The 1,786-nt window shown below is 37.0% G+C and carries 3 protein-coding genes; all 3 read right to left on the bottom strand.

Annotation, left to right across the window (positions count from 1 at the left end):
• Positions 1-118 precede the first annotated feature (118 nt).
• Positions 119-733 carry a hypothetical protein gene (locus HMPREF2853_RS04250; protein ID WP_070534989.1) on the bottom strand — a complete coding sequence of 205 codons (615 nt, stop codon included), beginning with the start codon at positions 731-733 and terminating at the stop codon, positions 119-121.
• A complete protein-coding gene (locus tag HMPREF2853_RS04245) occupies positions 730-1,362 on the bottom strand; it encodes a hypothetical protein (RefSeq protein ID WP_070534986.1) in 633 nt (210 codons plus the stop codon). Before HMPREF2853_RS04245 ends, HMPREF2853_RS04250 begins: the two co-directional genes overlap by 4 nt.
• The coding region (locus tag HMPREF2853_RS04240; protein ID WP_070534984.1) for a hypothetical protein at positions 1,359-1,786 on the bottom strand (428 nt) is incomplete at its 5' end. The genes HMPREF2853_RS04245 and HMPREF2853_RS04240, both read right to left, overlap by 4 nt.

Genomic DNA, 1,786 nt, shown 5'->3' with positions numbered 1-1,786 from the left:
TCACCAACATTGGAGAAACTTATTTTCTTGCCATTCCGTTCTTTAAACCACATCTTCCAAACTAGTTCTATAGTAGTAAATGTTATTTTTTTAGCATAATCACCTTTGATGTAAATTCTCACTCGTCGTCCTCATCGTCATAAACACGTTCGCCATGGATTTGGATGTACTCCTCACGCTTCCTATCCAATTCTTCCCAGATGGGATCGTCAATAGCTTTCAAAACCTTTATCTCTTCTAAACTAATATCGACTGCTTCGTCGTAGGTCATATTCAGTAGGTCTTTATGTTTCGTTTTGAATTCTTCAACACTCAGCCAAGTTTCTTTGTCGTCTTCGCTGATTTGACCGTCAATGGCAGATGCCACCTCAATCGCCATGATATAGAGCGCTCGCTTGTCAACCGTTAGAATATCCTTATGAGTCGTGATTATTCGAAGATAGTCTCCTTTTTCTCGCCCATCACTTTCATAAGAATCTTCAAAATTTAAATTTAAATTTTCACGCTTAAAAGTCGCCCAAGAGTCTTTTCCTATTCTAAAATCAGCCATTCCCCAACGCTCATCATTTGAAGAAAATTTATCTAGAGTTAAACTCAAATAAAAATTATCATCAAATGCATAAGAAAAACCAACTTTCACTCCCTTACGTTCTTTGAACCACATTTTCCAAGGATATTCCATACAGTTTTGGTATATACTAGTTTCGTAGTTGCCTTTAAGATATAGTTTCACTCGTCGTCCTCATCGTCATAAACACGTTCGCCATGGATTCGGATATACTCCTCGCGCTTCCTATCCAATTCTTCCCAGATGGGATCGTCAATAGCATCAATCGTTTGAATTTCTTCCAAACTCATCTCATTTGCTTCATCAAAGGTTAAAGATAAGATATCTTGGTACTTTTCCTTGAATTCCTCGATTGTCAGCCATGTGTTCTTATCATCTTCACTGATTTGTCCATTAAATATTGTGGCAATCTCAATAGCCATGATATATAACGCTCTTTTATCAAGAGTGAGCAGTTCAAGATGGGTAGAGGCCAAACGTAAACAGTCTCCATTTTCTCGAAAATCTGTTACATAAGCATTCTCAAATTCCAAATTTAGATCTTCATCAATTTGTGAATAAAAACGGTATTTTATTCCTTCTTGTATCGGAACATGCAACCAACGTTCATCACAATCCTGCTTATCTAGTTTTAGATGAATGGCTATATCATTCCTATCTCTGATTTGAAGAAAACCAGAATAGGAGAGTGGGATGCCTTCTCCTTGATAACTTTCAAACCACATCCTCTTCGCTAGTTCTAAATAATCAAATGGAATTTCTTTGGTGTAATCACCTTTAATATATAGTCTCATAAATCTGAGATATCGCCTCCATGTGCTAGTATGTATTCTTTTCGACGATTAGCTTCTTCCTCCCAAAGAGGGTCGTCTACAACATCCATCGTTTGAATTTCTGTCAAACTTAGTTCATTTGCTTCTTCAAAAGTCAGAGATAGAATAGCCTCGTGCTTTTTCCTAAACTCCTCGACTGTTAGCCATGTCTTCTTATTATCCTCGCTAATTTGCCCGTCAATCACCTTTGCAATCTCAAGCGCCATAATATACATAGCCCGTTTATCAACTGTCAAAATTTCTAGATGGGTGGTTAAAATACGGAGATAGTCACCCTTTTCATTATAATCTGTAGCAAATGCATCTTCAAAATTAATTTCAATACATTCTTTAATATGTGAAAAGAGACTTCTTACCCCTTCCTTTAGGGGGACACTAGACCATC

The organism is Streptococcus sp. HMSC077F03 (assembly GCF_001812375.1).
Classification (GTDB): Bacteria; Bacillota; Bacilli; order Lactobacillales; family Streptococcaceae; genus Streptococcus; species Streptococcus oralis_S.
This window is presented reverse-complemented; position numbering and strand designations above follow the sequence as displayed.